The organism is Syntrophus buswellii (assembly GCF_046097065.1).
Taxonomy (GTDB): domain Bacteria; phylum Desulfobacterota; class Syntrophia; order Syntrophales; family Syntrophaceae; genus Syntrophus; species Syntrophus buswellii.
The window spans coordinates 2225074-2251010 of the sequence record NZ_CP175563.1 but is presented as its reverse complement, the minus strand read 5'-3'; the positions used below and the strand labels follow the sequence as shown (position 1 = coordinate 2251010).

Sequence of the window (25937 nt, the reverse complement as noted above, 5' to 3'; positions counted from 1 at the left end):
AGAATATCATGGAATTCATCAAATCGACGGCTCTGTTACTGATGCTCCTTAACCCGTTCCTGATCATCATTTATCTTATCGATGTGGTGCAGAGGATGGACAGGCGGCAATTCACCCGGGTGATCTTTCGCGCCGCGCTGATCGCGATGATAGTCTTTTGGTTTTTCGCTATTCTTGGGGATGTCGTGTTTATAAGCGTTGTGCAGGCAGAGTTCGCTTCCTTCCAAATCTTTGGGGGTATCGTCTTTCTTCTTATCGGTCTCCAGTTTGTCTTTCGCGGCCCCACAGCGATCGAGATTCTAAGAGGCGACTCGAAACAACTGGCCGGTGCGATCGCGATGCCTTTGCTCATCGGTCCAGGTACGATCAGTGCCAGCGTTATCGCAGGGAAGAAGCTTGCTCCTCTAGCAGCGTGCGCCTCTGTTTTTTTGGCAGTCAGTATCTCCATTCTGATCATGATCAGTCTCAAGATCTTACACGATTTTACGCTACCAAAGCGAGAGGCCCTGATTCAGAGGTACATTGAAATCGCAGGACGAATCACTGCATTGTTCGTGGGAACCATCTCCATTGAGATGATCATGAAGGGAATTCGGGCCTGGGCAGAGAAGTTCTAACGATCAAAATCTGGTCACCGGTTAGTGGGAGACGCAATATATATCGATCCGCATGTCAGTTTGAATTATTTGTGAAAATTTTGAAAAATATAGGGGAAAAATACTTTTTAAGTATGGGTTGCCTTGTAGGCAATCAAGGAAAAATGTAGTCAACAGTAGTCAACAGGCATGAAAAAAGGGTTACGAAAAAACTTCGTAACCCTTTGACTTAATGGTGGGTCAGGACAGAATCGAACTGTCGACACTCGGATTTTCAGTTTGCATTTCCATCTTGTATCAAGTTTCCTCCAACTTCATAACACCTATAAAATCAGCAATATATATTTTACACAATTGTATTGACTTGTAAGAAATATCCATTATAGTGTTCCCCATGTGTTACCCATGTTACCCATTGTAAAGGGGGCCATAATGGAAAAAAAGATCAAGTTGACAAAATCAGCGATTGACAAGCTGCCTGTCCCAGCAATCGGCAAACGTGTTGAATACTGGGATTCTGAATTGAAGAATTTCGGCATTCGTATCAGTTCAACTTCGAAGAAATTCTTCGTTATGCGGCGGGTCAAAGGAGCCCTGACGCGGGTCACCATAGGCACATATGGCGTCTTGACTCCAGATCAGGCTCGAAAGCTGGCAATTGAAACGCTGGCTTCCCTGGAAAAAGGCATTGACCTGAACGAAATAAAGCGGAAAGAGCGGCAAAAGGGTATGACGCTAGCTAAAAGCTTGGAAAGATATTTTGAGGACAAACCGAACCTCAAGCCGCGTACTGTGAAAACATATGGCGATCTGTTTCGTCTGTACCTGTCAGACTGGCTCGAAAAGCCGATTGCCGAAATCAGCAAGGATGCGGTCGTGAAGCGACATTCCCAGATTTCCCAGGATAAGGGAAAAGCAGCGGCTGACAATGCTATGAGAACTTTAAGGGCCATTTATAACTATGCCGACGAAATCCACAACAATGAACTTCCACCAAACCCCGTGAAACGATTGCAGGTACTGAAATCCTGGAACAAAGTCCCTAGAAGAAAAACTGTTTTATCTTCCAGGCAACTACCAGCGGTCTTTAGGGCAATTCAGAGTATCGGAAATCCAACAATCAGGGATTATCTGCTTTTGCTGCTCTTGACCGGGGCACGCCGTGAAGAAATGGCATCACTGACATGGGCAGATGTAGACATGAGAGAAAAGACGTTCACCTTTACCGATACCAAAAACGGCAAAAAGCATACCTTGCCAATGAGCGATTATATTCATGAGATATTTAAGAACAGACAAGCCCTTAAAGAATATGGCAATGACAGTGTTTTCCCAGGAAACGGGAAAACAGGGCGTCTAATTAATCCGGTTAAACAGGTTGCAGCAATCACGCGGAACACGGGCATAAAATTTTGCCTTCACGACTTCAGGCGGACTTTTGCCACTGAATCAAGCCATATAACCTATGATTACGAGTTGAAGCGGCTTTTGAATCATGCTTCGCCCAGCAATGACGTGACAGCGGGGTATGTTCACTATCAGATTGACGAATTGTTCGCCATTATGCAGCGTGTCACAGACCATCTATTGAATTTGTGCGGATACCGAAAAGCCGATCCAGATAATAACGAAAATCCATAATGAGGAGGTATATTCGATACAAGATGTTGGTGCTGTAGTTGATGCTGATTTAAGATTAGAAGCTGTTAAAATGATTGATGTATTTGGTTCGTTAATGAAATGCAATGCAGTGGAATGCTGTCAATACGGGGAAAAACCTTATCAAGAACTTATTGACAAATTTCAGCAGGCTGTTTTTGACAAACGGTGGCTGGATGTATTGACAACAGCCGCCTTGTCTGGAAGCAGGACATGAAGACCCATTGTGGCGGTGATTATCTCAGGTCAATCTACTTACGCTGCAATGTCACACGCTTTCTATAAATGGACATGTGTGGATTACCAGACTGTTCAAGTATCCCTTTAACCACCAGCCTTTTAAGAATAATGCTTATGTTCTTTTTCCCATTCCGTGTCGTTATGCCAAATTCAGAATAGACATCTTTTATTGCAAACGGATCTTTTCTTTTTTCAATCCATTTCTTTACAGCCTCAGCCATATTAGTAGGGAGAGATGGAATCGCGTAAATTGTGTTGACTAGCTTTCCCAAGTCTTCCTTCAGCATTTCGAGTGAAACCATATTACCAATGATAGTATCCCGTTCTATCTTGGCTTTCAAAGCGGCCAAGCTGTCTGCATAAACTGTCTGGTATTGTGTGTCGATCCATTCTGAATAAGCTTCCCAGCCGTTTTCTTTAACATTACGAATAAAATCAATCATGAATTGGTTGGCTTGGAACCATTCGCCGTTTAAGTTTGTTTTATGGAAGAGAGTGTGGATTTGAGATTCGATCTTTCGGGCATTTTCCTCTGATGTACTGATGGTGTGCAAAAGTTCAATTTTATGCGGATTCCCAACTTGAAGTTCTACCATGCGTCTGTTTATGTTCGAGGCAATACCTACTTTAATCGTATCGCCAGTTTTTATAAAGTATACATCCATGCTTCATGTCCATGCGTGAGTGCTTTTCCCACGCTTCTGTCTAGGCTTTGTTATGCGCCGATTCCAACTATCTTGTCATTGCCAAACCATTGGAGATTGTTTTCAGAACGACGTCGAAGTTCCTTGTGAATATTTTTCACTATTTCGTAAAGCTCCGAAAACCCTATATCCGAAATTAAACTGCCACGATAAAAAGTCTTTGAGAATGATAGCTCCAATGTTCCGAAGCTGTGAATCGAAGGATTTCTCAAATAATAGTAAGCAGATGCTGCAAGAATTCCTTTCCAACACTCAGACTTCAACAGATCAAAATCCTTCTTTTCAAGCTTAGCTTTCAACTTTGATAGAAAAGAATCTTCCAGGATAAGTTCATAGTCTGGCCCAGGAAATACTATCCCAATTATTCTTGATATTTGCGGCCATGAACCATTCAATACCTCGAATGACCTTATGGCCTGGAGAGGATTGACTAGACCCATTAATGGGTTGCCGCCGAAATTCGCTACAACACGAACAAAGTTCTCTCCAGATTTAGAGCATGGCCAACAGAGCCATTGGGCAAAGCTGTCAATGTAACTTAAGCATAAAGTTAATGCTTCATGTCGATGTTTTTCTTTTTCCAAACAAAGAAGAAACTCGATTCGCCTTTCAGCCTCGTCATGAAAGGCTCTTATAAAATCACGTTTGGCTTCTTTGTCTTTAGTAATATTCATATTAATCATTAGCTTTTACAAAAGTTCGCCAGGAGAGGAGACCCCGAAAAGATAATATCCCAGTTCCTCAAACTTCTCGTTTCCTTGGCAATAGCGTACGCCATAATTCAATCGACATGCCGGGCGTAACATTTTGAAGAAGTTGTGAGGCGTCAAGCGCCGGGTAATGATTTGTTGAGGGGTAATGCAAAAGGGTCTTAAAAGACGGAGCGACACATTCTTTGCGATTTGAATTGCCTGACAATTATCATCTATCAGCTCTAACCAATCCATAGACCACTTTCTCCAAATTTACCGAAGAATAAAAAGGATATGGGGGGGAACATTTAACCTGCAGATAATAACGGCAATTTTTGTAAAAAGAAAGCGTATATCCGGAATATCTTCAGGGGGATTTTTTCGGAGACACAGAGATCCAGATTCTAGCTATCTTCCACCGTAATCTTCATAAACTGGGTAATGCATGAATATTCCGCCATATTTTTTGACAGCCTTTTTTTGCAGGCGTTTTGACTTTTTGTCGTTACCCGATATTGCGACGGCTTCCCATGTGAAATAGTCAACAGCTATTTCCCAATTGACGTTTGACAAATCATTGGGATTCCATATTAGCTCATTTCTGAAAACACGGGCGGTTGGTTCGATAAGTTTCTGCCTTAATGGGTCTGGAAGTCCGCAGGTTTGGTAAATCTTGACAATTTTCTCTTTGACTTCGTCGGGCCAAGATGATTCTCCCAGGGGTATAAGATCCTCTGGCCTTCTACCAAATCCTTCACGTACGCGAGGATCGTCAGTAAAGGCGTGAAGTTTCATATTATCGGGCAATGACAATCCTGGAATATCAAGAAACATTGTTATTTTCCCCTTTCTCTATTCAAAATGTTTCTTACAGCAGTCGCTGTCCAACTTCCAGATTTTCCGCGTGCGGTCAGGATGCCCCGTTCGTTCAATACTTTGGCAATCCCTCTAAGGCTCATTCCTTGGCCTTGCAGTTCCTGGATTATATCGGCAACCTTACCGGCGAACATATCGGCCTTGGCTATGGTGGCCTTGGTGCCAAGTTTCCGGCCCTTCTCTTTGGCTTCATTGGTCAGGTTGTCAGGCTTACCCAGGACAACGCCTCTTTCCCTAGCGGCTTGAAGGGCAGCTTTTGTCCTGGCGGAAATCATTTCTCGTTCTTGTTCGGCAAGGGCGGCATAAATATGAACGGTGAATTTGTTGGCTGTCGGCATATCGCAAGCGGTAAACTCAATGCCGGATTTCATCAAAGAGCTTATAAAATGCAAGTCGCGGGAAAGACGGTCAAGCTTGGCAATGACTAGGCTAGCCCCTGTCATTTTGCAATGTTGAAGCGCCTTTTGAAGCTCGATACGGCAATCATTCTTTCCGGATTCAACTTCTACATATTCGGCAATCAGATCCCAGTTTCCACCATTCAGATAATCGACGATAGCCTTTTTTTGTGCTTCGAGGCCGAGGCCGCTTTTACCCTGTTTGTCAGTCGAAACCCTGATGTATCCTATGAATTTTCCGTTTGCCACTTCCAAGTACCTTTCTGTATAAATGCTTAGGTCGTTCGATGACTGTATTTATACACTATTAAGTGGGTAGTGTCAATTTAAAAATACATATTATTTTATATGATATGTATTTTATTTCTTGACACGTGTTCAATTTTGTAATATGGATCTTTGCAAACAAGAACACCTTAAGGAGGTGGATATGTCAAAAAAGGAAAAGTCTAAGAAAATTACTGTAACTGTTCCGGCTGAGTTATCCGAGAAAATGGGAGCCTGGAAAGAAGATTTTAATTTTTCGAAACTCTTTCAAGATGCAGTTATGGAAGCAATTAAAAAGAAAGAGGATTTTCGAAATAGGATAAAAGAAGAGGCGAGCATGGAGCAAGTTATTGCGCGGTTAAGGCAAGAGAAAGCGAAACTTAAGGATGATAGCTTTGAGCAAGGGAAAAGGGACGGTTTAGCATGGGCGAAGGATGCACATTATAGCGCTCTTAAATATGCAGCTTTGAATTTTGTTCCTATGGATTACCTGGAGGAAGAGGCCATTTATTCTTATGATCCTTTTCAGGATGAAATTTTAGGCGAATACCTCAAACAAGAGTTGAATAAAAACGAATACATGTCTTTTGAAACTTTTGATGATGGGTGTATGCCGAACAAATATTATCGGGAATGGGAGTGCGGCTGGAAAGACGCGGTTCGTGAGTTCTGGGATGAGATCAAAGACAAGATATAGTCTCCATGACGGACAAACGAAAGGAGGTGGTAGGAATTGATAAGGTTGCTAATGAGTTGCATAAGTTATTGTACTGGCTGAAATGCTTCCTGAAACCAGGGCATGATACTTTCGGTACAAAACCCCGTGATGTGGAATGGACATTATTTTGTCCCGGCTGCGTTGAAGAATTTGAGGTCAGAAACCAAAAGTAAATCTAGATTGTTAATGAAACACAAGAAATGGCAGTGTGTATGAAGACGGATGTGGGAGTGAAAAAATGACAGAAAAATTAACACCCAGCCAGTCAGTCAAGGCTTATTGTACGCGATGCGTTGGACTGTCTCAATTCAAGACAGCTCAGGTGAGGGACTGTCAGGGGGATCAGGCGATCAATGGCCCGTGCCCCTTCTTCCCTTATAGGCTCGGCAAGAGAATCTTGGTTAGAATCTTTCGGAAATTCTGCCTTGACTGCACCCAGGGGGCAGTTGACTATGTCACGAACTGTCCAGTTAACAATTGTCCATGTTATCCGTACAGGTTCGGAAAGAACCCGTCCAAGAGAGACCAAGGGGCAAGTGCTGAACAGATGAAAAAGGTTCGTGAGTCAGTAAAAAACGCTAAAATTTCCATTTTTAGTGGGCAGGATATAGAAAACACTGTTTCAATGAATAAAGCACCAGATTTGGTAAATTTTGATTGGCTAACTGGAGTACACCACTAATACCCTGACATTATCCTAGAAAAAGGAGGTGTTGCATGACAGATATTAAGAGAAAACACATTAGTCTTGAAGAGTGGGCGCACATCCGAACTCGCTATGAAATGGGCGTACCGATTGCCGATATTGCTAAAGTGGCAGGTTGTTCGGTGTCCAATATCAAAAAGTATTCTAAACGCCATAAGTGGTCTCCACATGGTTCAATGTCTGACTCCATGATAGCGGCTGCAAGAAAGGCAGCTTCCAAGAGAATCAAAGGAGTATTCGAGAACACGGCCCAGGAAGTGGTTGAAAAACACCTGTCTGCCTTCCGGCATGTTCAAGATATTGCTCAGCAGCTTATGACTGGAATCTGGGAGAGGGTTGAATTTGCTAATGCCTCCTATGAGGCAGCCAAATCAAATGGTGAGATCCTGGCTCCGCCAGACACAGGCAATGAGATATACCGCTTGAATCAGGTCGCGGATGTTTTGAAAAAGTCGATGGAAGCCGAGCGTATGTTATTAGGGATCAGCGGCGATTCTATTAAGGAAGAGGATTCCGGGATTAGTGCAGTCTGTTTAATTCTGGAGCAGGCACGTCAGGATTACTCTGACGCAAATATGACAACGTCTGTTTTACAAGACAGAAGATAAGAAAATGCCCTTGGGAGGCGGCAACCTTACAAGGGCGGGACTAAACGGTTATCGTGGTGGATGGCCGTTAGATTAATTTGTTTTTTAAGCATGAGGCAATCCAAGTTGTCAAGTCTTAAATATTTTCCCGCCCTGAGGTGCCGTCTTTCAGCGGTAAATACACAAGAAAGGCGGATCATCATGTTAGAATCTGATGCAGTTCACACGGTCATTCCCTTCCCCGGCGTTTCCAAGGAGAAGCACAAACCGAAATCGAGTAAATACGAGAAGAGCTTAATTAAGCGTGGAATTTTTATCCCCCCTGGAATGTATGAATCAAGGGCTTTTGGACTTTTAAGGCCATCGGCTATTTTGATTCTACTACGATTCATACAGAAGCAGCGGTGGCATAAGGAAGGCAAAGGACGCAGTAAAAGAATAGTTTATGACAAGGGTGGGCTTGTATTTACCTATGCAGAGGCAGAGGCTTTAGGCATATCAAGGTCAACCTTTCTTCGGGGCTTAAATGCGCTCATTGAACTGGGATTTCTGGATGTGGAACATCAAGGCGGTGCTTATGGTCATGATTATTCACGCTATGCGCTATCGGAACGCTGGCGGGATTATGGAACACCAACCTTTAAAGCATCCCAGAAAAAGCGTCGGTTGCAACCGGGCCTCGATGTAAATTCACGGATCAATGCAATGAAGAAAGCGTCCGAAAAGGAGGCTATCTAACCAACAAAAATGTAAGTGTCATTCAAGACACTGTGTACAGTGTCTTGAATGACACTGTGTACGGGTTGTTTGACGAGGGAAGGGGATTCATGTGTGAAACTCATGAGAAATAGGAGAAATATTTGTATGTTCAATAAGATAAGCTCGATTTATGATGCAAAAATATTCACATCAACTGAGTGTTACCTATAACACTGTTTATATAATATACCATATGAAGGGAAAACATATTGATTGTGGTTTATCTCTCGTTTTAAGATTTTTAATTTGGATTATGGGCTTTGATTTTAAGAGCTGTCGATAAAAAAATTACGAAAGGGGTTAGATTGCAAAACGAATTGGATCGAAACAATTGTTGGAATTTGATGTTTATGGGTGAAGCAGGGGACGAAATAATCATTGATACGCCAAAATTAGCGAAATATTTAGGGGTTAGTAGGTCTACTATTGAACACTGGCGGATAAATGGCGATGGCCCAAAGTTTTTTAAGATAGGAAACCTTGCCAAGTATAGAGTATCTGATGTCTATGACTGGACGGCCAAGCAACAAGGATTCACGTCTACAAGTGACGCAACAGTGAAAAAAGCAAAGAAGAGTGATTCATCCAGCTAAAGCTTACTCATAATTTCTTCCTTCCTGAAGTCAGTTAAGCGTCAATATTGTAAAGACTGCCCCGGGTGGCCACCCAAAATCCCCCACCTGTGGCCACTTGAAAATCCCCCACCCAGCGGTTGTTTTTAAGACCCCCACCTTCGACAGCGGTAGGTAAACAAAATTGAAATTCTTAAGTAAAATTATAGTTATAAGTCGTTGTCGAATTTTTGGCGTTTGCCTACATTTTTAAGGGGTCACCTGGATATGCCGAATACGTTGCGGTGGAGATATCTTTAGTAGTTTTAGGATGTTGACTTGTTCCGGTGTCGGTTCGGTGGTCTGTAATACCCGTCCTTCTTTTGAAAAAAATTCTCCAAGATGAAGGCGCTCCATTTGAGCTTTGATATGGTCCCAAGGCATGTTCGTTTTCCTCTCGGCAACCCTTACCAGAAGGAGTGCCAGGAAACAGAGGAACACATGGGCTTCGATCCGTTCATCCTTCCGGTGATAAACAGGTCTCAGATCCAGAGTCGTTTTCAGGGTTCGGAAAGCCCGCTCCACTTCCATCAGTTGTTTGTACCCCAGTGCCACATCCTCAGGACTCAGGGTGTCGTCACTGGTGGAAATGATGTATTTCCCGTCCAGATGGGCCTCTTCTCTGATCTTCCCTTTGTCGATTTTGATCCGCCCGTTTTTCAACTGCCGCAGGTATCTGCCCATGGTCCGGTGGGACAGAAGGGCGCAGACGTTCTTCGTGTGACAGTGTCCGGTCTGATCCTTGATGGACTTCAGAGCTTCTTCAATCTTTTTGATGGTCTTCTCGCGAGTGGCCTGATCCTTTTTGGCTTCATCCGGATTGTGAACCAGGATAAAGCGGCGGCGCTTTTCCCCATCGCCAATGGTCACTTCCTTGATCTCCAGGTTTTCCCGTACGGAAGTGAACCTGCCCCGCTTGGCCAGAACCTCACGGTGGATCTCCTGATTATCCCGGAGCTTCTCGCCGATGATGTAGTGACCGCCGGCCTTCTGCAGGATCAGGCGATTCTCTTCGGAACTCATCCCACGGTCCATGACCCAGACGCAACGGCCCAGCTTCCAGCCGAGAAGATCGCTTTTGACCTTCTCCACGGTCTTCATGTCCGACTTGTTTCCCGGCATCGTCCAGCACTTTACCGGGATGCCCTCCTTCGTGACCGCCAGACCGATCACCACCTGGGGAAGATCCGGCCGGTGATCCTTGGAATGACCGTACTTCCGAAGACCCTCCTCGTCTTCTTCATCCATTTCGAAGTAGGTGCTGGTGGTATCGAAGAAGATCAGGTCCACCTCCAGGTTCAAAAGATCCGCCACGGCAAAGTAGACTTCCTTGTGGATGGTTTCCCGATACTCCAGCAGAACATCCATGGCCCGGTACAGATGCTGAAGCTCGATCGGTTCAAGATTCCCCAGGGCCACGTCTTCTTTTACCCACTCCTCGACGCCTCTTTTGGAATCCGGGGCCAGCGCCCGATTGGCGACCATGGCAAAAGTCGACCATTCCACCGGAGACGTAAACGATCGATCCTTCATGCATTGAGAAAGAGCCTGGGGAATGCCCAACTGTTCCCACAGAGCACGGAGCAAATAGGCGCCACCCATGGGAACGCTCTTGAGGAATCGGATTGGAGCCTCACCCTCTATCGTCCCTTGAATCCGCAATGCCTCTTCCGGAGTGAGGAAGCGGGACAGGCTTTTGGTGAGTCTTCGAATCGCATCGACATCAAGGGAGTCGGCGCGGCCAAAGGTGTAGAGAACATCCGCTTTCGATTGTCCCGTTTTGGCATCCCGAACATTATGCGCCAACTGGACGTATGTGGTGGTCGATCCGCTCTTGTTTTTTCTGGAGATTGTTCTGACGTACATGTCTACTCATGTAACGTAGACTACCAACGATGTCAAGCATAATTACATATTTCGCATGCCTACAGGTTTTTCAGTTTTTTGAGAGTCCGACTGTGAAAATTCAATGACTTACGCTATTCAAAAGGTCAAAATATGCCTATAACTGTCGAACGCGGGAGACCTGAAAACCAGGTTTTCAAAAGCACCTTCACAAACGGTTGGCAGAACGTTACAGACTCCCATTTTATATAAGCACCTGGGAGGAAGAGAAAGGATGAACGTTTTGCAGCCGGACAAGAAAGCAGCAATAATTACATTACTTACCAATGGCATCAGTCAGCGCGAAATCGAGCGGAAAGTGCGCGTGGATCGCAAGACCATACGCAAATATGCCCGTATGGTGGAAAGCAACAAGGCGATTGGCGAAGATAACTCAAAATCCCCCAAGGTAGCCACCGACTACGGAGAGGGTGTTGATCAAAATCCCCCACCCCGGCCACCGGTTAAGGAGGCGTCAGTATCCGCATCTGAGTCGTCAGAGGATGAGTATCCCATGTCGGCCCATGCCCGCTCAGCCTGTGATCCTCACCGTTTATGGATTGAGGAACAGGTACGCCTGGGGCGCAATGCCGTCTCCATTTATCAGGACCTGGTTGAACGATTTGCCTTCGAGCACAAATACAACAGCGTGAAACGGTTTTGCCGTGGACTGCGCAGAAGAGATCCTGTCCAGTATGACCGGCTGGAGTTTCCACCTGGCGAGGAGGCGCAGGTGGACTACGGTCTCGGCGCTCTCACACGTAAACCAGGCACAAACACATACCGCCGTCCCCGATTGTTTGTCATGACGCTGAAGTATTCCCGCCGCTGTTTCCGGAAGGTTGTCTGGACATCAAGTCAGGTGGTATGGGCCAAACTGCATGAAGAGGCCTTCCGGTATTTTGGCGGGGCTACGCGATATGTGGTTCTTGATAACTTGAAGGAGGGGGTCATAAAGCCCGATCTCCATGAACCGGGGTTAAACCCGGTTTATGCCTCTGTCTTGGCTCATTACGGCGTTGTGGCGGATCCTGCCCGCGTAGCAGATCCCGATCGCAAGGGCAGCGTTGAAAACGCGATCCAGCACACCCAGGACACAGCCCTGAAAGGCCGCCGGTTTGAAAGCATCGAAGAACAAAACCAGTGGCTTATGCACTGGGAAGAACGCTGGGCCTCCGTACGGATTCACGGCCGGATGAAACGGCAGGTCCAGGAGATGTTTGAGGAAGAAAAACCGTTTCTCCAGGCTCTTCCATTGAGCAGCTTCTCCTACTTTTCCCAGGAAACCCGCACGGTTCAGGATGACGGCACCATCCAGGTCCACGACTGCTATTACGCCGCATTGCCCGCCCGGCTGCATACCAAAGTGATGGTGCGCATTTACGACTGCGAGATTGAAATCATTGATCCTCAAACGCTGACTGTTTTGCGGCGGCATCCAAAAGGCACCCGCAAGGGGATGGTCGTGATTGAGGAAAAAGACCGGATCTTCAATCCTTCCCGACAGACGTGTTATTTATTGGCTCAGGCCGCGGCGATCGGTCCTATTACGGAAAAACTGTGCAAGCAACTGTTTGAAGGGGAGGGCCGGCAGGGGCACCGCCGCATGCAGGGCATTGTTGCGCTTGCCCGCAAACATTGTGCTGCTCATATTGAGCAGGCTGCCCGGATGGCCCTTGAACGGGGGCTTTCTTCCTCCAGAATCATTCGAAAGCTGGTTGAGGATTTAGACAAAGCAACCACCCCGGAGAAGTCTTCCGACGAATTGACCCGGGAGCACAGTCTCATTCGTTCCCCACAGGACTATGCGCTGTTTTTTGAAACCCACGCAGCCGGCAACGGTCGTCATCCCCGTATACTTCAGTGAAAGGAGGAATCATGAGAACGATTGAAGAAGTTGAGAAACACCTCCGATCGTTGCACTTGCACGGCATGGCCCAGACCCTTCAAGCCCGCTGTCTGCAGGCACAACAAAACGGATCAATGAGTGTTCTGGATGTCCTGACAGAGCTTGTTCAAGATGAATTGGACTGCCGGCAATCACGATTGATTGAGCGACGTTTTCACAGCTCCGGGCTGGATGAACGAAAGATGATGCAGGATTTTGACTGGTCTTATAATCCCCGTCTCCCCAGACAGGAGATTCTTGAGCTGATCAGCGTAAAGTTTGTGCAATCTGCCGCCGATGCGCTTTTGATCGGCCACCCCGGCACTGGTAAAAGCCATATTTCCAAGGCGGTTGCGCATGCCGCGATCCAGGCCGGTTATCAGGTGGCCTACCGGGAAGCGCAATGTTTCTTTGAAGACATCTTTGAAGCCACGCAAACAGGAAAGCGCAAAAAGCTGTTCAAGCTGTTCTGCGGCGCCGATCTTTTGGTGATTGATGATCTGTTTCTGAAAAAACGTCTGCTGCAGGCCGCCGCTGATGATCTGCTGGATGTGATTCTGGAGCGCTATCGCCACCGAAGAAGCACGATGATCACTTCAAACCGGCCGATTGAGGACTGGGGAAAGCTCCTCGGCGACAATGCTGCAGCTTCGGCCATTCTGGACCGTCTGTTGCACTGCGGGCATCTGCTGAAATTTGAAGGAAAGAGTTACCGGCTCAAGGAGGCTTCTAAAAGACTTGCCTTAGAAAAGAAAAATAACTAACTTAACACCTGTTCTGCCGACCTTGGGGTGGGGGATTTTGACCCGGCCACAGGTGGGGGATTTTCAGGTGGCCATCCGGGGACTGCTTGATTTCAATCCGCAATTGACAAATTTTCCATAAATTACGAAGTTCGTTTTTAGTCCTTATTACCATGCTATCCGAAATCTTCTAGATGATTAGAGACGTGAAATTATGAAATATTTCACTTTTTTGGGAAATTATCATGTGGTATGTTTATTACAAAATGTCGGGAAAAGCGAACTTCGTATATTAATTGTTAGCGACCCCCGCCCCTTCGGGGCGCTTTGTTAAAGAGTAACTTGTTGTATGGTTCAAAAACGTTTACTGTCAGTCCGGCATCCGGGATGAGGAGACCGTATAAGCACTGGTGCTTTTTTATATGCCCGGTTGTTAGCGTGGTCCGGGGGCTGGCGAATTTGTCATTGGTGAAGCTTTGCTATCCCGTTCAGAAGAGAGCCGTATTCGACAGTTCCCCTTTCCGGTCATGCCGATTACATCTTTCGGAAGTCGGAGTCATGAAACAGAAAAAAGCAGTTAAAAAGAGCAAAAAGCTTCCCAAGCATCTACAGCACATCAACCAATATGCAGCAGGCATTGACGTCGGTTCCAGGAGCCACTTCGTAGCGGTTCCCGAGGATGCCGACGAGCAACCGGTGCGAGAGTTCTCCACCTTTACGGGTGACCTTGAACGGCTTGCCGAGTGGCTGATCGCCTGCGGTGTTACGACGGTTGCCATGGAGTCCACCGGCATTTACTGGATACCGGTCTTTGAAATACTTGAGAGCCATGGTCTTGAGGTCAAACTGGTGAATGCCCGGCACGTCAAGAATGTTCCCGGTAGAAAGAGCGATGTTCTGGACTGCCAGTGGCTGCAGCAGTTGCATACCTATGGCCTGCTTCGCGGCGCCTTCCGTCCGGATGAGCAGGTTTGCACCCTCCGCGCCTATGTGCGGCAGCGTGTCACACTGGTTCGGAGTGCTGCTTCCTACATCCAACGGATGCAAAAGGCACTGGCCCAGATGAATCTTCAACTCCACAATGTGGTAGCGGACATCACTGGTGCCACCGGCATGCGGATCATCAAGGCCATTCTGGGCGGTGAACGCAACCCTGATGTCCTTGCCGCCATGCGTGACAAAAGGTGCAAGAACAGCGCAGCTACAATTGCCCGTTCCCTCAAGGGCAATTATCGACCGGAACATCTGTTCAGTCTGCGCCAGGCAGTTGAGTTCTACGAATTTCACCAGTCGAAGATCGCAGACTGCGATCGCCAGATACTGGAGCAATTGAAGAACTTCGATGCTCAGGATTTTCCGAATGACGGATCGCCAAGCCGTTTAGGCGAAGCGCTGCAGCGCATGACCGGTGTTGACCTGACCAGCATTGACGGCATCGACACCAACACCGCCCTCAAGGTAATTGCTGAAATCGGCACGGATATGAGCCGTTGGAAGTCAGCCAAACATTTTGCCTCGTGGCTCGGCTTATCTCCTGGGGCCAGGATTAGTGGCGGCAAAGTTCTGAGCAGCACAACCAAACCCGTTGCCAACAAGGCAGCAGCCGCTTTGCGCATGGCCGCCTTCACGCTTTTCAATTCAAAGAGCGCCCTGGGGGCTTATCTGCGAAGGCAACGGGCACGGTTGGGTGCTCCCAAGGCTATCACTGCTACGGCACATAAACTGGCCCGCCTGATCTACGTCATGCTTTCCCATGGAACCGACTACATTGATGCCGGCCAGGAATATTATGAAGAACGTTATCGTACTCGGGTCCTGCAAAATCTGAAACGGAAAGCCCGAGAATTGGGGTTTGAATTGGTTACATTACAAGAACCAGCTGCTGTATCATGAATCAAATAAAATTAAACCCTTGGCGTTAAGTTACTCAGAAGGTCATAAAAAAACAGGATCAAAAATCATGATAGGAAAAAGAACTAATATATTTATAGCTGTGTTCATAGCTGTTATGTTTGTCGCCGTCATATTCTTTTACTACCAAAAGATTGGCGACAAGAAACGCAGTTTGATTTGTGCCAAATCTTACACAAATTTGATTCTTAAAATGTATGAAGCCCAAACACTTCTGGATGCCTATGTGGAAAACGCAAAAGTCAGAACAGAGAATAAACACCTGATAAAACGAAATTTAGAAGAAGCTCGAATGTCATATAAAGAAATGATGTCACATTCGGGAAAAACGAAATTAAGAATCCACAATCTTAAACAAGCAATTGACGATTGGGAGCGCTTTTCCAGTGCAGTTGTCTCTGCATTTGGAGAAATATCCGAAAAGGGTATTGCAGAGGATACAGGCGAAATACCTGCTTATTCGAAATTGGCTATGGAAAATTTCATCCAGTCAATGTTTATCGCATTTTCAACATTCAGTAATTTAGAACCAGAACCACCAGTAAAAGAAAAGGAAAATATCAAATTAAATCTATCCCAAGAAGACAGACAGTATCTTTCAGGCCGCCTTCAAAATGCTTATAAGAGTATCTGCAGTAAAGAAAAAGAGAAGAAAATACTTTCTGGTATAGAATGGTCTTTGATTGGGACAAAAAACTTTATTGACGATCCGAATATAGGGATAGAACAGATAATTAGTTGTAAAGAAATCCATTGATGAAAACAAGGTTTGACCTAACATCGGTGTGAACTCGGACTGGCAAATCCGCTGCACTCCTTTGCCAGCCGCGTACACCGTGCGTTAGAGCATATATCGTACCATGAGAATTAGTGCAGAGTATTGAAAGATGATAAACTACGGGAGATTCGATGAGTGTTGCAAGCCAAGTAGCTGATGCAATAAAAAAGCTTTTAGACGACCGTTTCGAAGATGCTATTATCGCATCGAGTGTTGCACTTTCAGCCACTGCTCGATTGGAAAATCCAACATTAGGAGATAAAGACGCTTGTCGTAAATTTCTAGAATATTACCTCCCTATTATCAGCAAAATTGCTTGGGGGGCTTTTGGTGTTTCACAACCCATTAATTTTAAATATCGACGTCTTGATTCTAGAAAATCTGGTATCGCTGTCCGCACGATGCCAGAAATGCTGTATGACGTTATACGATGTACAGCAGTTCATGAAGCAAAACTACCAGACAATTTGAGATTCACAAATCAGTCAGTCATTCAGCTAGGTAATGATGGCGAACTCGCATTACCAATTGACCTAATCTATGGACTGCTAATAGCCGTAGTAGCATCTCCCAAAAACTCTGATCAGAGAATCGAGGGAGACCCTGTTTTTTCTTTTGGCGGTAAAAGCATGAGGTTCAATGAGTTGTGGGGAAACCGAGATAAAATTGAAGTTCTTATTGGGATCAAATAATTAACATCATGGTTTTGTCTGTAAATGGGCAAGCCCTAACGAATAAGGATTGAGACGAAACCCGCAGGGTCGTTTCAATCCTGGGTTCAAGTAAGCCGGGGATGTAAGGGTAATGCTTCGGGAGGGGATTCTGAATAAGAGAGAAAATGGCCATTTCCCAATCCAGGGAAGGAACAGACCGAAACAATTGGGAATGTGGAAAGGGAGCGTCAGGGTATTTTTTCACGAAAATCCCGATCATGAAACCCTATCATCAAGCGAAAGTGCGGTTTCCCATGGCTCAGGGCGCAGATGGCCATTGCCGCCGACTGTTCGCGGATTTCGGGGATGGGGAAGATCCTATGTTTCGGGTTCTTTCTATCCCGAAGAGCAGTATTCCTTTCGAAAAGGAAGAATGCTTTTGAGGAAGATCAACACCCCGCCACAATCAGGACAGAAGGGACCATGAGGCGGATTTTGGCTTTCCGGCGGCACCGGAGGGGGATTTTCGTCTTCTTTCCCGAGCCGCTGGCGGATGTCTTCGGGACAGATGTTCGAGCTGGAACTCATGAACCCGAAGTGTCGGACTTTCATGAATCCCGAAGGGAGGACATGCTGGAGAAAACGCCTGATAAACTCCAGGACATGGAGGCTCAGGGACCGGTAACGTCTACTGCCATGTTTCCGGTATTTGAAAGTTACCGTGTGGTTTTCCACTTTAACGATCCGGCTGTTGGAGATGGCCACTTTAAAGACATACGGCGCAAGGTATTTCAGCGAAGCGGCCCCATTTCCAACGGCTTGACTGTTGACAACCCAGTCGGCCTCCCAGACTTTGGCCTCGACGGAATCAAGTAAACCGGTTTGATTCAGCTGTTCCTTGAACTTTGCCTTGAAGATCGGCGACAGCGCCTTGACGGGGGCATAGAAGTCGGTTCTTGAAGACAGCCAAGAGGAGCGGCCTTTGTTGAAGCCGCCACCGGGCACGATGTAATGGATGTGAGGATGATACTTCAACTGCCTTCCCCAGGTATGGAGTATCCCGGTGAAACCCGGCAGATCGGCGCCGAGGAATTTGGGATCTCTGGCAAGAAGTTTCAGTGCGTCGGAAGAGGCGGAGAAGAGAGCTTCATAACCGGCTTGCTGATGGGAACGGATAAAGGGACGCAGCCCCTCCGGCACCGTGAAGGTAATGAGAAAGTGCGGGACTGGGATCAGCCGTTCGAGTTGCGCTTCGAGCCATTGCCCGGTTTTGTGGTTCTGACACTGGGGACAGTGACGATTTCCGCAGGAACGGAAGATGGAATGGACCTGGCCGCAGGTCCGGCATTTATAGACGGTCATGCCGTAAACGGAGGTACGGCATGCGATGATGGCCTGGAGAGCTTTATGATGGCCTGCCGGCATATCATCCCCGTAGCGGGCGACATATTCGGGGCTGTAAGTGCGGAATATTTCTGTAAGGGTCGTCATATTACAGCTCCCTCATGAGATTGTTGATCTTCTCCCAGGCGTCCTGCTGTCCTTTGGAAGTCAAATGGAGGTACACCATGGTGGTTTCCAGGCGGACATGACCGAGGAACTGCTGAATGGTTCGCAGGTTGACGCCGGCCTCCAGGAGATGGGTGGCATAGGAGTGTCGGAGGGTGTGAATGGAGACGTTCTTTTTCGCGATGCAGGCCAGTTGTTTGGCTCTTCGGAAGGCGCCCTGGACACTGCTTTTGGCCATAGTCGAGGAAGTATAAGACGATCGCCTGCGGTCTCTTCCGATAGCAGGGAAGATAAGCCGCGGATGCCGATGGGTTTTCCAATGCTGCCTGAGGATATGGAGGGTTCCTTCCGGCAGGGGGACGTAGCGGTCTTTTGCCCCTTTGCCACGATGGACATGAATCATCTTTCTTGTACTGTCGATATCGGGAACCTCCAGATGGAGGCCTTCATGGAGGCGTAGGCCGCAGGAATAAACGGTGGTCAGGTAGGCGTGGTTGTGGGGGGTATTGACGCAGGACAGTATCCTGCGGACTTCTTCCTCGCTGAGGATGGAAGGCAGCCGGTGCTCCGCCTGGGCGCGGAGGATATTGAAGATGTGCCAGTCATGCCGTAGGATGTTCGTGTAAAAGAAGCGGATTCCGCAATAGCAGATTCGCATGGTCTTTGGCGACCAACTGCTGACGTTTTTCCGGTAAAGGAAATATTCCCGGAGTTCGTCTTCGGTGATGGATTCCGGTGTTTTTTTGCAGTGCTCGGTCAACATCCGCACGGTGCGGACATAGCTTTCCTGAGTACGTTCGCTCAATCCGTTGAGCTGAAGGGCTTCGATCATTCTTTCGGACCAGTCTGTCATCATGATAGATCTCCTTTTCTGAAAATGATTTTCCCCGGACAAACGGGGATTCAAAGGAGACATACCGGACAGATGGTTTAGGCGGGAAGATGAAAGATGGGAATTGGTGAATTTTATAAAGTGGTTTTTCTACCGCGAATGCGGTTTACTTGAACCAGCGCATGCAGGCCGACGCGCTACGCGCGCGGCTGATGCGCACCGTTAGCTGGTTAATGCTTTCATGGCGGAAATTATTTGTTTATGAAGAGATAATAAGTTTTGAAGGTAAAATTACTGACCCTCTCTTACCACCCTCTGCGTGGATAATTCCATCCAATGAATTGGAACAGTTCATTCGTAAATATAAAACTCGCACAGTAGTTTCTCGTGCAGATGTTAAAGCAAAAGGTGAGAAATTCTTGCATTCATGGTCATTAATTTGTGGACAAAACCAGCTAACAAGCGCATCCAGGTCGAAGCGGTACAGCCACGGGGCTGATTGCCGTCGTTACTCTCTTTCCGAACACTAATCGATATATTCTGGCTCTATCTTTTTAAAGCATTGGTAGATGAATTTTTCATTGATCGTTACCCATACGTTACCCATGAATAAAAAAGGCACTTAACCTTGATTGGCTAAGTGCCTGATTTTAATGGTGGGTCAGGACAGAATCGAACTGTCGACACTCGGATTTTCAGTCCGATGCTCTACCGACTGAGCTACCGACCCAACCTGATGTCGGAGTGGTTTGAAAACTGAGTGACTGATTATAGGATGTGCCCTGGTTTGTCAAGGCCTTTTTTAATCTCCTTCAGGGGTGGATGGTTCGTCATTCCGGTGAATGACCAGGGTTCCGGCAATTTTGTCATGCCAGCCCTGCTTTCTACTGTCAAACATTATCCAGAGGAACCCAAGGAATAGAATCAATCCGGAAAAAATGGAGCCCACCCAGCGGAGAAAAGCGATGCCGAGGGTCATCTTTTCGCCGGAGGACTGGATGACCTGGAGGCCGAAGAGCATCTTTCCCGGCGTCCGGCCGGATATGCCGTGAAAATAGGTGAAATAGAGCATCCCCAGGAGTTGGGTCGTCAAGTAATAGATCAGGGCAAAACGCCCCAGGGTTTTTTCCGGCTCCAGGCCGTTAAACCCCGCGCTGAGGCCGGACAGGCCGACCAGAAAGAAGAGAAGGCAGATAACAAAAAGGATGATCTTGTCCACGAAAAAGGCCATGGCCCTTTTCCAGAATCCTCCATACCGGTAAGAAGTCATGGTGCTGTTCCTTGAAAGATTGTTGTCAGATTTTTACTTTTCGGAGAAAGCGTCAAACAGGCCTGCCTCATATTGGAGAATGGCCAGGATGGCAATGGCCGCTGTTTCCAGTTTGAGGATTTGTTTTCCGAGGCCGACGGAAACAAACCCCGATGTCCTTGCCTGTTCAACTTCTTCCGGGGTCAGCCCTCCCTCCGGTCCCACGAGAAAGGAAAAATCGCGGGCTCCGGAAAAACGCTGCAACGCCTTTTTCAACCCCAGGCGGGATTCCTCTTCCCAGAAGATCAGTTTGGCCGCATCCGGTTCAGAAGCCTTCAGCATGTCTGTAAAATCCTGAATTTCCGTTATCGCCGGCACATCACAGCGGCGGCACTGCTTTGCCGCTTCCCGGGCGATCTTGCGCCATCGATTGATTTTATGAAGCGCCTTTTCCGGGCCCAATATCGGAACGGATCGCTCGGAGGAAAAGGGCCGAATCTCATCGACACCCAGCTCCGTGGCTTTCTGGACAATGAAATCCATTTTCTGAGCCTTGGGAAGCGCCTGGATAAGGGTGATACGAGCGGGCCTGTCCGCTGCAGCATTCGTGTCGAGAATTTCCACAAGGGCCTGCTCAGCGGAGATGGTGACGATGACGGCGGAGTGATCCCGGCCCGTGCCGTCAAACAGGGTAAGCCTGTCGTCCGCCCTCATCCGCATTACCGAGCGCACATAATGGAGATCATCTTCAACCAGAACACAGCAGCTGCCCACGGACAAAGGTCCCGGGTAATATAGCCTGGGGAGGGTCACGGCTGATTCGTCTCTTTTTTCAGCACATAACAGACCCATTCCTTTTCCGACAGGCTGGATAAGAGTTTCAGGGGTTCACGGAAAAAATGGGCTTCAATGTCACTCTGGTTCTGATCGATGATTCCGGAGATGATCAGGTAACCTCCCGGGCGCAGGAGGGATGTCAGCGTTTTCTTGAGTTTGATCAGCAGTTTGGCCGTCAGGTTGGCGACAATCAGGTTGTAGGTGTCCTTCAGGGTGCTTATTTCCTCCTGGGTGACGGAAACCCGGTCGCCCACGGAATTGATGATGATGTTTTCCATCGCGATTTCCGTTGCTTTCGGGTCGATGTCCACGCAAAGGACCCGTTCCGCCCCCAGCTTTGCGCAGGCAATGCCCAGGATGCCTGTTCCGGTACCCACATCCAGAACGTTCAGAGGTTCCGGAAAGCGGTGCGTGAGAATAAGAGTTTCCAGGGCTTCCAGGCACATCCGCGTGGAGGCATGCTGGCCCGTCCCGAAGGCCATTCCGGGATCGATTTCGATGACGGTATCCCGCCCCTGGGGGGTGTAGCGCTCCCAGGTCGGCTTGATGACGATTCCTCGACTGACCCGGAGCGGTTTGAAGTACTTTTTCCACTGCTCCCCCCAGTCCGGGTCCGTGATGATCTCCGTGGCCAGTTCCGGGGCATCGAGCTCGGGGAAGATCTGGGAGAGGCTCTCAAGGTACGATTTAAGCGAAGAGACGCGGGTTTCCAGGCGAACGTCAAAGGGGAGATAGGCATTTACCGATTCCTTCGAGGCCGCTCCAGGAAAGTCGCCGGACGACTGGATCTTATTCTCTTCCTGGTAAACGCCTTCAGCTCCCAATTCCGTTACAAAATTGGATAGCGCGTCCACCAGCTCGGGTGGAGAAGACAGCACGATTTTCAACCATTTTCCCTTGTTGCCCGCGTCCTTTGCGGTGCGGCTCGCCATGGTTCGGCCTCCTGAAATGGACTGGAAAAACCCTTCCCTCGATAACATCCCGGACGATCTGTTCCGCATCCGAACAGCCTTCCGGCAAAACAAGCGTGCTGATTTATAACCCCTTTCCGTCGATATTTCAAGCGGCTTGAAATTTCATGGCCATCATGATAGCGTTCACTCTCCGTTCTTAATAGAATGCAGGTATCAGGGTTTGTCTTCCAGATGAAATACTATCCCGTTTTTTTTGATTTGAGAGAGAAAATCTGCCTTGTCGTTGGTGGTGGGGGCGTTGCCGAACGCAAGGTCCGGCGGCTTCTCGAATGTGACGCCGCTGTCCGCGTGGTCGGCGAATGCCTTTCCGGGGGGCTGCAAACTCTGCAGAAGGAGGGGCGGATCCAATGCCAGGTTGGCCGGTATTCCCCATCCTGCCTGGATGGCGCGTTCATGGTGATCTGCGCCACAGACGACAGGGCCGTCAACGAGCAGGTGATGCAGGATTGCAGGAAGCGCGGGATACCGATCAATGTAGTGGATGATCCGGAGCGCTGCGATTTCATCCTTCCTGCCATTGCGGAACAGGGGGATTTGAGCGTCGCCATCTCCACGGCTGGAAAGAGCCCTGCCCTGGCCAAACGCCTGCGCCAGGAACTGGAGCGCCAATACGGGCCGGAGTACCGGGAGCTCCTTGACATGCTTGGGGAGCTCCGGAAGCGGAGATTGGCGAAGGGACATCCTTCGGAGGAGAATCAAAAGGTTTTCGAGGCCATTGTCTTTTCAGACATCCTGGAGCACCTGCGAAAGGGAGACCGGGCCGCAGCCGACGAGAAAATCCGCCGTCTTGCCGGGGAGGATCTGGAACGGAACGAGCCATGACACCCTTTCTTTTCAAAGCGGCCTTTTGCGCCTATCTGTTGAGTACACTGGGCTACGTGACTTCCATTCTGGGGAAGCGGGTCCGGATTGCAAGGGCGAGCCTTTGGCTGATGAGCGCCGCGTTCGGCTTTCATTCCCTGTTTCTTCTTTTCAGAATCGTTGAAAGGGGGCACATCCCGATCCTGGGTTACCATGAAGTCCTCAATTTATTCGCCTGGATCATGGCCGGGATCTTCATCTTTTTTCAATTCCGGACCCGGACGGTGGTCCTGGGGGCGTTCGTTTCTCCCGTTGTGCTGCTGATGATGATCTATGCCAGCCGCGGGATCGGGTCCGTGGCGGTGATGCCCGCCGTTCTGAAGGGGACCCTCGTGCCGGTGCATGTTCTCCTTTCCTTAACCGGAGAGGCCCTCTTCGCCCTAGCCTCATGTGCGGGAGCCATGTATCTGCTGCAGGATCATTTCCTCAAGCGGAAAAAGGCCCGGCGCGTCAGTTCAATCCTCCCTTCCCTGGGGGATCTGGATCGGATCAATCACCTCTGCCTTCTCTGGGGGTTCCCCCTGCTCACATTGGGAGTCCTCATGGGGGCCTTCTGGGCTCGAGTGGTCTGGGGAAGCTCCTGGCAGTGGGATCCGAAACAGGTCTGGACCCTGGCCGTCTGGGGGACTTATGCCGTGCTGCTTCACCAGCGCCTGGCCATCGGCTGGAAGGGGCACAAAACCGCCGTGTTTTCGCTGTTGGCCTTCCTCTTTTTCCTGACGGCCTTTCTTGTGGGAAAGAACCTCTTCCCGACGATCCACCGGTTTGTTTGAAATCATGGGCATTCTTCTTATCGGCATGAGTCATAAAACGTCTCCCCTGGCGATCCGGGAGCGCCTTTCTCTGTCCTGCGAAAATTCCGGTCATCCCCTGGAGCGGCTCCGGCAGATGCCGTCGGTTCGGGAAGCCCTCTATCTGGCCACGTGCAATCGTGTGGAGGTGCTGGTCTGCACGCCGGACCAGGCGGAGCGGGAGGCCGGGGAAGGGTTGAAGGCCCTGCTCGCCGAGCGGGCGAAGATTACCCTTTCTGAACTGGAGCGCTGCCTGTACGCCTTTTCCGATGCGGAGGCTGTGCGCCATCTTTTCCGCGTGGCATCGAGCCTGGATTCCCTGGTCATGGGAGAGGCGCAGATTCTCGGTCAGGTCAAGGAGGCCTATCGCGTCGCTGTGGAGCAAAAGGCGACGGGGATGATGCTGAACCGGATTCTCCACCATGCCTTCCAGGCGGCCAAGCGGGTGAGAACGGAAACGGGCATTGCCGACAATGCCGTGTCCGTCGGGTTTGCGGCGGTTGAACTGGCGAAGAAGATCTTCGGGAGGCTGGAGGGGAAGGCGATCCTTCTGGTGGGGGCGGGGGAGATGTCGGAACTTGCGGCCCGCCACCTGTTGAAGCAGGGTATTTCAACCATCTTCGTCGCCAACCGGACGTATGCGCGGGCCGAGGAAATCGCCGGCCTCTTCGAGGGAACGGCTGTTTCCCTGGAGCAGATTCCGGAAGTTCTGAAAAAAGTGGACATCGCGATCAGCTCCACCGGCGCGCCCGATTATGTGTTGACCCGGGAAATGGTTGCCTCCGCCCTGCACCGGAGGAAAAACCGCTTTCTCTTTCTTATCGACATCGCCGTTCCCCGGGACATCGAGCCGTCGGCCGGGGAAATTGACAACGTCTATCTCTACAATATCGATCATCTTCAGGAGCTGGTGGATGAAAACCGCCACCTCCGCGAGAGGGAAGCGGCCAAGGCCGAGATCATCCTCGAGGAGGAGATTCAGAACCACCTGGACTGGATTTCCAGCCTGGAAGTGGTGCCCACCATCGTGCGGTTCCGGGAGAAGATCGAAGGGATCATGAAAGCCGAACTGGAAAAGTCCGCCTCGTGGCGACAGGCGCTCAGCGAAAGCGACCAGAATCATGTTGAAAGCCTGGTTTCTTCCGTCGTCAACAAAATCCTTCATGAACCCACGGCGTGCCTCCGGGAGGAGAGCCGGAACCGGAACGGCCTCGCGTACGCCGCCGCCCTGAGGCGGCTGTTCAAGCTGGAAAAATAGAAGGGGAGGGGAACGCACATTCGAGAGAAACTGAACATCGGAACAAGGGGGAGTGCCCTGGCCCTGACTCAGACGCGGCAGATCGCGGCGCTTCTGCAGCGTCACTATCCAGCGATGCGGATTGAGGTGGTGGTGATCAGGACCAGCGGCGATATCCAGAAGGATGTGCCCCTGGCCAGGATCGGAGGCAAAGGACTCTTTATTAAGGAAATCGAAGAGGCCCTGCTGGCCGGGACAGTCGACCTGGCCGTCCACAGCATGAAGGATCTGCCTGCCGAACTGCCTGAGGGGCTCAGGATTGCCGCGGTCCCGTTGCGCGAGGACCCGAGGGATGTCCTCATCTCCGGGACGGGGCTTGGGATCGGTGAGCTGCCTGCGGGGGCGCGAATCGGGACAGGCTCCCTTCGCCGGATCGTTCAGTTGAGCTCCTGGCGGCCCGATCTGGAGATCCTGCCGATCCGCGGCAACCTGGACACGCGGATCCGGAAGGTGACGTCGGGGGATCTCGACGGAATCGTCGTGGCTGCGGCGGGCATCCGCCGGATGGGATGGGCCGGGCAGGTGACGCAGTTTATCCCGGCGGAAAAAATGCTGCCGGCGGTGGGGCAGGGGGTTCTCTGCCTGGAAACCCGCTGCGGCGAAGAGGATCTGGACGCCGGCCTCGCCTTCCTGGAAGACGAACGGACGCGGCGGGAGGTGACGGCGGAACGGGCCTTTCTGAGGCGCCTGGGCGGCGGCTGTTCCCTGCCCGTGGCTGCCTTTGCCGAGGAGCGGGAGGGCTCCCTGACCATCCGGGGGCTCGTGGGAAGCCTGGAGAAGGGAAAGATGATCCGCCATGAACTTCAGGGAAAGGCGGCAGACGCCGCCGACCTGGGAACAGAACTGGCCGATGCCCTTCTGGACGGGGGCGGGCGCATTCTTCTGTCTGCGTTGAACAGCGGGCAGCCCTGAAACGG

The 25937-nt window shown here is 49.4% G+C and carries 25 protein-coding genes and 1 tRNA gene; 15 read left to right on the top strand and 11 right to left on the bottom strand.

What is annotated here, in order from left to right; translation table 11 throughout:
- The first annotated feature begins 8 nt into the window (after positions 1 to 8).
- Positions 9 to 617 carry a MarC family protein gene (locus ACJ77P_RS10300; RefSeq protein ID WP_367360258.1) on the top strand — a complete coding sequence of 203 codons (609 nt, stop codon included), beginning with the start codon at positions 9 to 11 and terminating at the stop codon, positions 615 to 617.
- 411 nt (positions 618 to 1028) lie between these two features.
- Positions 1029 to 2237, top strand: coding sequence for a tyrosine-type recombinase/integrase (locus tag ACJ77P_RS10295; RefSeq protein ID WP_408998171.1), 1209 nt, complete (start codon positions 1029 to 1031; stop codon positions 2235 to 2237).
- Between the two features lie 269 nt (positions 2238 to 2506).
- Here the strand turns inward: ACJ77P_RS10295 and ACJ77P_RS10290 are convergent, their stop codons facing one another.
- From ACJ77P_RS10290 to ACJ77P_RS10275, 4 genes are all read right to left on the bottom strand, one after another.
- Entirely contained in the window at positions 2507 to 3160 is a 654-nt protein-coding gene (locus ACJ77P_RS10290; protein ID WP_408998170.1) for a GIY-YIG nuclease family protein, read from the bottom strand.
- 50 nt (positions 3161 to 3210) lie between these two features.
- Positions 3211 to 3873, bottom strand: coding sequence for a hypothetical protein (locus ACJ77P_RS10285; RefSeq protein ID WP_408998169.1), 663 nt, complete (start codon positions 3871 to 3873; stop codon positions 3211 to 3213).
- Between the two features lie 426 nt (positions 3874 to 4299).
- Entirely contained in the window at positions 4300 to 4725 is a 426-nt protein-coding gene (locus ACJ77P_RS10280; RefSeq protein ID WP_408998168.1) for a hypothetical protein, read from the bottom strand.
- A gap of 2 nt (positions 4726 to 4727) precedes the next feature.
- A complete protein-coding gene (locus tag ACJ77P_RS10275) occupies positions 4728 to 5414 on the bottom strand; it encodes a recombinase family protein (RefSeq protein WP_408999423.1) in 687 nt (228 codons plus the stop codon).
- A 181-nt stretch (positions 5415 to 5595) separates the two neighbouring features.
- Between ACJ77P_RS10275 and ACJ77P_RS10270 the strand changes: the two genes are divergently transcribed.
- The 4 genes from ACJ77P_RS10270 to ACJ77P_RS10255 all read left to right on the top strand — a co-directional run bounded on the left by ACJ77P_RS10270 (position 5596) and on the right by ACJ77P_RS10255 (position 8795).
- Positions 5596 to 6129 carry a hypothetical protein gene (locus ACJ77P_RS10270; RefSeq protein WP_408998167.1) on the top strand — a complete coding sequence of 178 codons (534 nt, stop codon included), beginning with the start codon at positions 5596 to 5598 and terminating at the stop codon, positions 6127 to 6129.
- A gap of 738 nt (positions 6130 to 6867) precedes the next feature.
- Complete coding sequence (locus tag ACJ77P_RS10265) at positions 6868 to 7464, top strand: helix-turn-helix domain-containing protein (protein WP_408998166.1); 597 nt, start codon at positions 6868 to 6870, stop codon at positions 7462 to 7464.
- Between the two features lie 180 nt (positions 7465 to 7644).
- On the top strand, positions 7645 to 8181 hold the full coding sequence (locus ACJ77P_RS10260) for a hypothetical protein (protein WP_408998165.1): 537 nt from the start codon (positions 7645 to 7647) through the stop codon (positions 8179 to 8181).
- Positions 8182 to 8462: 281 nt separating this feature from the next.
- Positions 8463 to 8795: a helix-turn-helix transcriptional regulator gene (locus tag ACJ77P_RS10255; protein WP_408998164.1), complete on the top strand. Its 333-nt coding sequence runs from the start codon at positions 8463 to 8465 to the stop codon at positions 8793 to 8795.
- A 228-nt stretch (positions 8796 to 9023) separates the two neighbouring features.
- Here ACJ77P_RS10255 and ACJ77P_RS10250 read toward each other — a convergent pair whose 3' ends face one another.
- Positions 9024 to 10679, bottom strand: a complete 1656-nt coding sequence (locus tag ACJ77P_RS10250; protein WP_408998163.1) for an IS1634 family transposase — start codon at positions 10677 to 10679, stop codon at positions 9024 to 9026.
- A 253-nt stretch (positions 10680 to 10932) separates the two neighbouring features.
- Here ACJ77P_RS10250 and istA point away from each other — a divergent pair, with 253 nt between their 5' ends.
- The 5 genes from istA (at position 10933) to ACJ77P_RS10225 (ending at position 16709) form a co-directional block, all read left to right on the top strand.
- A complete protein-coding gene (gene istA / locus ACJ77P_RS10245) occupies positions 10933 to 12564 on the top strand; it encodes an IS21 family transposase (RefSeq protein WP_408998162.1) in 1632 nt (543 codons plus the stop codon).
- 11 nt (positions 12565 to 12575) lie between these two features.
- A complete protein-coding gene (gene istB / locus ACJ77P_RS10240) occupies positions 12576 to 13349 on the top strand; it encodes an IS21-like element helper ATPase IstB (RefSeq protein WP_408998161.1) in 774 nt (257 codons plus the stop codon).
- Positions 13350 to 13886: 537 nt separating this feature from the next.
- The gene (locus ACJ77P_RS10235) at positions 13887 to 15221 is read left to right on the top strand and encodes an IS110 family transposase (RefSeq protein ID WP_408998160.1); all 1335 of its coding nucleotides are present in this window, start codon (positions 13887 to 13889) and stop codon (positions 15219 to 15221) included.
- 67 nt (positions 15222 to 15288) lie between these two features.
- Positions 15289 to 15996 (top strand): hypothetical protein, encoded by a 708-nt coding sequence (locus ACJ77P_RS10230; RefSeq protein WP_408998159.1) that lies wholly within the window; start codon positions 15289 to 15291, stop codon positions 15994 to 15996.
- A gap of 152 nt (positions 15997 to 16148) precedes the next feature.
- Positions 16149 to 16709 carry a hypothetical protein gene (locus tag ACJ77P_RS10225; protein WP_408998158.1) on the top strand — a complete coding sequence of 187 codons (561 nt, stop codon included), beginning with the start codon at positions 16149 to 16151 and terminating at the stop codon, positions 16707 to 16709.
- A 357-nt stretch (positions 16710 to 17066) separates the two neighbouring features.
- Here the strand turns inward: ACJ77P_RS10225 and ACJ77P_RS10220 are convergent, their stop codons facing one another.
- The 6 genes from ACJ77P_RS10220 to prmA form a co-directional block, all read right to left on the bottom strand.
- A complete protein-coding gene (locus ACJ77P_RS10220) occupies positions 17067 to 18161 on the bottom strand; it encodes a transposase (RefSeq protein WP_408998157.1) in 1095 nt (364 codons plus the stop codon).
- A gap of 1 nt (position 18162) precedes the next feature.
- Positions 18163 to 19035: a site-specific integrase gene (locus tag ACJ77P_RS10215; RefSeq protein ID WP_408998156.1), complete on the bottom strand. Its 873-nt coding sequence runs from the start codon at positions 19033 to 19035 to the stop codon at positions 18163 to 18165.
- Positions 19036 to 19665: 630 nt separating this feature from the next.
- Positions 19666 to 19741 (bottom strand) — tRNA-Phe (locus ACJ77P_RS10210).
- 72 nt (positions 19742 to 19813) lie between these two features.
- Positions 19814 to 20281: an RDD family protein gene (locus tag ACJ77P_RS10205; protein WP_367360257.1), complete on the bottom strand. Its 468-nt coding sequence runs from the start codon at positions 20279 to 20281 to the stop codon at positions 19814 to 19816.
- Between the two features lie 33 nt (positions 20282 to 20314).
- Positions 20315 to 21112, bottom strand: a complete 798-nt coding sequence (locus ACJ77P_RS10200; protein ID WP_367360256.1) for a 16S rRNA (uracil(1498)-N(3))-methyltransferase — start codon at positions 21110 to 21112, stop codon at positions 20315 to 20317.
- Positions 21070 to 22029 (bottom strand): 50S ribosomal protein L11 methyltransferase, encoded by a 960-nt coding sequence (prmA, locus tag ACJ77P_RS10195; RefSeq protein WP_408998155.1) that lies wholly within the window; start codon positions 22027 to 22029, stop codon positions 21070 to 21072. Before prmA ends, ACJ77P_RS10200 begins: the two co-directional genes overlap by 43 nt.
- A 213-nt stretch (positions 22030 to 22242) precedes the next feature.
- On the opposite strand from prmA, the gene ACJ77P_RS10190 reads away from it, so the two are divergent.
- Genes ACJ77P_RS10190 through hemC form a run of 4 tightly spaced genes read left to right on the top strand, consistent with a single transcriptional unit; the run spans position 22243 to position 25932 of the window.
- Positions 22243 to 22893, top strand: coding sequence for a bifunctional precorrin-2 dehydrogenase/sirohydrochlorin ferrochelatase (locus tag ACJ77P_RS10190; RefSeq protein WP_367360254.1), 651 nt, complete (start codon positions 22243 to 22245; stop codon positions 22891 to 22893).
- Positions 22890 to 23705, top strand: a complete 816-nt coding sequence (locus ACJ77P_RS10185; protein ID WP_408998154.1) for an inner membrane protein YpjD — start codon at positions 22890 to 22892, stop codon at positions 23703 to 23705. Before ACJ77P_RS10190 ends, ACJ77P_RS10185 begins: the two co-directional genes overlap by 4 nt.
- A gap of 4 nt (positions 23706 to 23709) precedes the next feature.
- Positions 23710 to 24981: a glutamyl-tRNA reductase gene (gene hemA / locus ACJ77P_RS10180; RefSeq protein ID WP_408998153.1), complete on the top strand. Its 1272-nt coding sequence runs from the start codon at positions 23710 to 23712 to the stop codon at positions 24979 to 24981.
- 18 nt (positions 24982 to 24999) lie between these two features.
- Positions 25000 to 25932 (top strand): hydroxymethylbilane synthase, encoded by a 933-nt coding sequence (gene hemC, locus ACJ77P_RS10175; RefSeq protein WP_367360316.1) that lies wholly within the window; start codon positions 25000 to 25002, stop codon positions 25930 to 25932.
- Positions 25933 to 25937 lie beyond the last annotated feature (5 nt).